This window comes from Spirochaetota bacterium (assembly GCA_040756435.1).
Taxonomy (GTDB): domain Bacteria; phylum Spirochaetota; class UBA4802; order UBA4802; family UB4802; genus UBA4802.
In genome coordinates, this window is sequence record JBFLZD010000100.1 from 1 (window position 1) to 6,086 (window position 6,086).

The following is a 6,086-nucleotide window of genomic DNA, read 5'->3' on the forward strand; positions in this document are numbered from 1 at the left end:
TAAACATTCCCACATATAAAAAGCTTTTTTCACGAGTGGATATAAATAAAAATAAATTATAGAAAAATAACGCCAACATAAGACCATAGTGCATCCAGATAAGAGGAAGAGTGGTATTGCGCATATGTTCAAATGACTGTGGAGACCATAATTTTAAGGGAACCACCAATGAGCCTTCTGAGCGGATGCGTAAAAAATAAGTAGTTGTGCCAGGTTTTTGCTCAATAGGGAATACAAATGATCTATAGGGGAAAGGGCGTGAGGAAAAAGGGAAATGATCTCCTGTTTGAATTTCTTTATAGTATCCACCATCAGGGATAAAAAGGGTAATATCATCAATAATGGGGTAATCATACTCTAAAAGCAATGGCACGGGCGTTTTTGATGTATGTGCAAGAGTGAAGCTTACCCATATACAATTGTGAGAATATCCAAACGATGGGCTTGCATCAGTAGATTCTTTAAATTGATTATTTTTGTATGAGGTTATGATTTCATTAATAGTAGAGTGTGGTGGCACATCGCGTAAATATTGCACATATAGGCCAAGATTGGCAACATCAAAATCATCAGTAACAAATAGTGTATCACCGGCAAAAGCAGCGGTAACTATCGCACCCAAAAAAATAATGAATGATACTAGTATTACTATGCCCTTCTTAAGCATTATTGTAAACCTTATAAACAATGATACTGGTATTTGTGATGTAATGCAAATGTTTTTTAAGATAAATGTAAAGGTATGGTGTAAAATTTTATATTGACAGTATATTTGTAAAGTATTTATTGGTATATAAGATTTGTATATTCAGCAAAAAGGTTTTGTAGTATGGCACACTATAAGCTTGATGGGGCAAAATTTGAATCGCTTGAAGAATTAAAAGAAGTCATGTGGCAGCTGTATAAAGATAAAATGTCTCGTGAAGAATTTGAAAAGTATGTTGAACAGAACGTTCAAGTTAGCGAATAATTTTTTAAAATTTTGTCTATCACCTCACTAAACCCGCCAGGTCCAGTTTTTTTTGTTTTATGTATTACAGGGCATAGCTTCTTTATGGTTTTCCATAAATTTTTTCTTCCCACAAAATAGGCTTCATCAACTACAGTAAACATATCGGTGTCATTGATGCCATCGCCTATCGCATATGAGTATATGGTTGGATACTTTTCCCGGTACATTGTCTGTATAACCTGGACTGCATTACCTTTATTCACCGTGCTATCAATAATAGTAAAAAACCTTCCACCGGTTGTTATGGCAATACCATAGTGGGCAAGTTTTTTATTAATGCTTTCAATATCTAGTGGGTCAGGTGCTATGCATAACACAGATGCCATGCGTGTCATCATATCCTTAACTTCTTGTATGGAAAGCCCGGTATATGCCGATAGTTCCTGCAATGAAAGGCTATCTGCCCACTGTACATTACCACACACCTGTTCAATCACAGGCTTATACTGTGCCAACTGGTTTGTTGATTTACCAGAGATGGTGTAAGAGCCATCAGGATGAGCAATCCCCGCACCGTTTTCAAAGATAAACGGGTATGTAAGTGAAAGCGTTTTGTTTAGCTTCAGCATTTCAGCATACGTTTTGCTTGATACCAGAACAAGAGGTATGCCCCTGCCGACAAGTTTTTGTATTGCCGGCAGGGATAGCGTATATGAATATGTGGTGTAATCAAGAATGGTCCCGTCTATATCTGAAAATACAATAGGGAACACATCCATGCTTACTTTACCTGTTCATCTTCAGGCTTTACTAATAAAAATTCAACACGGCGGTTTCGCCTCCGGTTTTCAACGCTTGTGTTGGGTAAAAATGGTGATGTTTCCCCCATGCCGCGTGAAGATAAACGTTTTTTATCAATGCCCTTTTTAATAAGGTAATCCATAACCGACTGAGCTCGCGCTTCAGAAAGCTTCAGGTTATACTGTTCTTCGCCAATGTCATCGGTGTGGCCTTCAATCAGAACATTGTATTTTTCGTATTTATTCAATATCTCAGCAACCCTGTTTAAAATAGGGAATGCTTTTCCGGTTAATTTTGCACTGTCAAATGCAAATTCAATGTTACTGATGCGAATCTTCAATCCCCGTTCTGTCACCATGACCAGTACATCAATGGGTAACTTTATACGTTTTGTCTTTGCAAAATTTCCGGTTATATCGGTGGCCGATAGTTCCATGAAGTAATCCGCAGCAGATTCAACAAGCTCGTTGTTTACCCCAATGCCATCCCACTTGAGCTCTGCAGGCACTTCAGTGCCTTTGAATGTTTTAAAAACATATCCCGCTGGTGCATAAATTATCAATTCCCAGCTTCTGACTCCAACATTATCGTTAAGCGATGGGGTAATGGTGAGAATATCATTTTCCCCATCACCATCAGGTGAGAAAAGATCAGGTTCATAGGATAGATTAACTTCAGGTGGAGTGCTATCAATGGTAAACGTTTTTACAAATGACTGTGGATTATTGCCACTTAAATATTCAGCACTGAATCTGTAGCGATAGATGCCGTCATTAAGCTTTTCGCCTTTATCTGTTTTGCAGTCCCAGGTAATTGTTTTTGGCACTGATTGCCCTTGAGCCTGATATACAGGCTTGTCCTTTTCATTGGTTACCGATAGTTGCCATTTAACCAGGTCTTTGGTGTCAGAGACAATAGGAGTAAATACCATTGTGTTGTGTAATGCATATGAAAAATATTCCAGTGATGCGCTGATATCAACAGTCTGGTACTGGCGGGTTAAACTGATTTCCCGAATTGGAGCCTGTGCTTTATTGCCTGCATTGTCGGTGCATTGAATCTGATAGATATACAGGCCCTCAGGGACATCATTACCAGCGTCATCTTTCCCATCCCATACCAGTGTTTTAGGAATTTCAGCGCCCTGCCAGCTGTATTTTTTCACTGGCTTGCCCTCTTTATCAATAAAAGAAGCCTGCCACACATCGTTACCTTGGGTCTTTATTGTTTGCACTATCTTCAATGTGTCCTTACGGCCATCGCTATTTGGTGAAAAGAATCTGTCTTCAACAGCTAATTCAACAACGGGAGGAGTATTATCAATAGTAATTACACCGGTAACCTCTGGTGATATGTTATCACGCTCGTCCCATGCCATAAATGCATACACATAGTCACCATCCGGCAACACATTTGCATTAGTATCTGTGCCATCCCAGAAAATGGTTTCAGGCACCATGGCAGATTCCTTTGGAGTCCATATCTTTTGTATAAAGCTTTTTACTGTCAGCGATTCTTCAACATCTCTATCGCTTACCCTGAATTCCTTTACTACAGTTCCTGCTTCATTTTTGATCTGTAATCGCCAGCCGCCAATCTTACTTGCATCACTCACACTCAGATTAAATAGTACAAAATCCTGAACACCATCGGTATTGGGTGAAATATATCGCTGGCTTGCTTTTACAGCAGTTTGTGGTGGTTCCTTATCTAACCTGCCATAGCGCACTTGAGTGCCAACGTAATGGACAAAATCAGTCTTTTTATAGTGTACCAGTGCATAGTTGAATTCAGCCTGATATTCCTGCCCGGTCAGCCTGTAGCCGGCGCCTGCCGTGAAGTCAGCATATTCGTACGGCCCCGGTGCCATAAAACCCAAACGCACAATATATGTATTTTTATACATACCTTCGGCACCAACCTTTACTGCTATTTCATCATATTGTACAAACGAATAGTCATTAAGCAGGCTCACCTCAATGTCATTTCTTTTATACAGTGGGAGCGTAAAGCCTAACGTTACCTGATTCAAGTCGGCAAAATCACTGTCACTTCCCATGGGTAATCCTGCATTAAGAGCAATGCCAATGATTGGGGAATACACACCAAAACCTTTACCAATATCAGCATTAATTGCAGTTTGATACAAGCTGCCAAGAGTGATACCTGTAAAATATGCACCTGAGTTTGGGCCATTTCCCAAAAGAAATGATAGCGATGCACCCATTGAAAGACGCCGTGTAAATTCTTTGGCACCACCCAGCACAAACTGATAGCCATTGAGGGTGTCAGAGCCAGAAATCATCCTGAATGCGCCACCAATAACACCATATGAGGTGGGGAATCCTGCAACCACTGATGGGTTGTAGTAATCAAAAAGAAGATTGCCATAGTTGAATGATCCAATAAAACGCTCTTCTTTTGCAATAGCTGCCGGGTTTAGTAAGAAGGTGTCAGAGCCAAGATAGGCAACACCGGTATCAGCTCTTCCAAACATGCTGGCACTGCCTCCAAGCAACATCAGCGCAGTGCCATCAGAGGCAGCAAATACCTGAGTGACAGAGCGCAGCAGTAGTATAGCAATAATAATAAAACGGATTTTCACGATTATCCTCCTGTTAAGTGTGGATTTTTTTGTATTTTTTTTACATTCATTGCACGCAAAATATTTTTTGTCAAGTGGTTATATTTTTATAGAGGGGAATTGACAAACATCTAAATAATTAGTATTTTAGAATATACTTTATAAACGCTATTTTAACCAGTGTTTAAATACATTTTAGCATGAGGACAGAATGATGAAAGAAGACATTTTATTAAACAAACCAGCACCTAAGTTCAGGCTTCCTGATAAAGATAAAAAGGTAGTAGAAAGCAATACTTTCAGAGGCAAGTGGGTGGTTATTTATTTTTATCCCAAAGACAATACTCAAGGATGCACCTTAGAAGCTATAGATTTTACCAAAAGTATAAATGAATTTAAAGATTACAATGCTATTGTTTTAGGCATTAGCCCGGATAATCCTGAAAGCCATTGCAAATTTTATGACAAGCATAACCTTAACCTGATTCTCCTATCAGATACCGATCATACCGTGGCAAAAGAATACGGAGTATGGAAAAAAAAGAGCATGTATGGCAAAAGCTTTATGGGCATAGAGCGAAGTACATTCCTGATTGATCCTGAAGGGAGGGTCAGAGCAATATGGCGAAAGGTTAAGGTACCAGGACATGTTGAAGAAGTGTTGCAAACGCTTAAATCTTTGCAATAAAGGAGGCTACCATGACATTGCAGAAAGCTATTGAGGCAAGAAGGGCATATAGATCACTTGCTCCAGTGACGATTACTGAAAATATGGTGTCAGAGCTAGCAAAAGCGGCTGCACTTGCTCCATCGTGCTATAACAATCAACCGTGGAGATTTGTATTTGTTTATGAGCCAGGGAAACTAGATGAATTAAAAAAAGCCCTGGCAAAAGGGAACGAATGGGCTCTTAAGGCTTCAATGATTATAGCGGTTTTCAGCAAGGAAAAAGATGATTGTGTATTGAAAAACCGCATATATCATCAATTTGATACGGGGATGGCTACTGCTCTCCTGTTACTCAAAGCAACTGAATTAGGTTTGGTGGCTCACCCCATAGCAGGGTATGATGAAGAAGCAGTTAAAAAAGCATGTGTCATACCTCATGAGTTTACTGTAATTACCCTCATAATCATTGGTAAAAAAGATGATGTAATCCATGATGATTTGAGCGAATGGCAAAAGGAAAGCGAAAAGAGCCGCCCACCTAGAAAGCCGCTGGAAGACTTTGCGTTTCACAATGTGTATACGTCCAAGTAAAGGGTCAGAGCAAAAGCTCACCACGGCAATAAGCACACAGGCGCTCAATACACTCTTCCAGTGTATCTCCCAACTCTAAAAAATACTGATGCAGGGTAATCTTTAAATGAGGGCGATAGTTACTGTCAAAATAAGCCCGTGACCCACCAAAGTAGCTTTCAAAAGGGCTTTTTACCTTGCCTGCACGCACCGGATTGTTGGCAAAGTACCATAGTAAGTTAAGTAAATATATTCGAGGATTGTCCGCAAACTCTACAATGCTATCTTTGAAGCGCTCATTCCATACAGGGCCCGTGCGCTGCATCATCGTATTAAATCGTTGTGCAAACCGCGACTTAATATACTGCACGATACGGGATATAGTAGCACCACCTTCCACAGTTCTTATAAGCAAATGAATATGATTATCCATAATCTGATAATTGATAAGTTCAAAAGGATATTTTGCCTGTGCCAGCATGATGCAGTATTCAAATAGTGCTTTGATAG

7 protein-coding genes are annotated in these 6,086 nt (G+C 39.7%); 3 read left to right on the forward strand and 4 right to left on the reverse strand.

Features of this window, described 5'->3' with window-relative positions:
• Positions 1-667 (reverse strand): 7TM-DISM domain-containing protein (locus AB1444_16040; protein MEW6528166.1); only part of this gene is annotated, 667 nt, incomplete at its 3' end.
• Positions 668-829: 162 nt separating this feature from the next.
• Here AB1444_16040 and AB1444_16045 point away from each other — a divergent pair.
• On the forward strand, positions 830-970 hold the full coding sequence (locus tag AB1444_16045; GenBank protein MEW6528167.1) for a hypothetical protein: 141 nt from the start codon (positions 830-832) through the stop codon (positions 968-970).
• Here the strand turns inward: AB1444_16045 and AB1444_16050 are convergent.
• Both AB1444_16050 and AB1444_16055 read right to left on the reverse strand, forming a co-directional pair.
• Positions 955-1,731 carry an HAD-IIB family hydrolase gene (locus AB1444_16050; GenBank protein ID MEW6528168.1) on the reverse strand — a complete coding sequence of 259 codons (777 nt, stop codon included), beginning with the start codon at positions 1,729-1,731 and terminating at the stop codon, positions 955-957. The two genes, AB1444_16045 and AB1444_16050, sit on opposite strands and share 16 nt — an antisense overlap.
• A gap of 2 nt (positions 1,732-1,733) precedes the next feature.
• A complete protein-coding gene (locus tag AB1444_16055; protein ID MEW6528169.1) occupies positions 1,734-4,358 on the reverse strand; it encodes an OmpA family protein in 2,625 nt (874 codons plus the stop codon).
• 190 nt (positions 4,359-4,548) lie between these two features.
• Here AB1444_16055 and bcp point away from each other — a divergent pair, with 190 nt between their 5' ends.
• A complete protein-coding gene (gene bcp, locus AB1444_16060) occupies positions 4,549-5,025 on the forward strand; it encodes a thioredoxin-dependent thiol peroxidase (GenBank protein ID MEW6528170.1) in 477 nt (158 codons plus the stop codon).
• Between the two features lie 11 nt (positions 5,026-5,036).
• On the forward strand, positions 5,037-5,597 hold the full coding sequence (locus tag AB1444_16065) for a nitroreductase family protein (protein ID MEW6528171.1): 561 nt from the start codon (positions 5,037-5,039) through the stop codon (positions 5,595-5,597).
• Positions 5,598-5,601: 4 nt separating this feature from the next.
• On the opposite strand, the gene AB1444_16070 is transcribed toward AB1444_16065, so the two are convergent.
• Positions 5,602-6,086, reverse strand: a 485-nt coding sequence (locus AB1444_16070; GenBank protein MEW6528172.1) for a transposase, incomplete at its 5' end; no start/stop codon positions are given.

Bases quoted from the DNA above. Each gene is read 5' to 3' on its own strand.
- AB1444_16045 (MEW6528167.1), top strand. From the start codon at position 830: ATGGCACACTATAAGCTTGATGGGGCAAAATTTGAATCGCTTGAAGAA.
- AB1444_16050 (MEW6528168.1), bottom strand. From the start codon at position 1,731: ATGGATGTGTTCCCTATTGTATTTTCAGATATAGACGGGACCATTCTT.
- bcp (MEW6528170.1), top strand. From the start codon at position 4,549: ATGATGAAAGAAGACATTTTATTAAACAAACCAGCACCTAAGTTCAGG.
- AB1444_16065 (MEW6528171.1), top strand. From the start codon at position 5,037: ATGACATTGCAGAAAGCTATTGAGGCAAGAAGGGCATATAGATCACTT.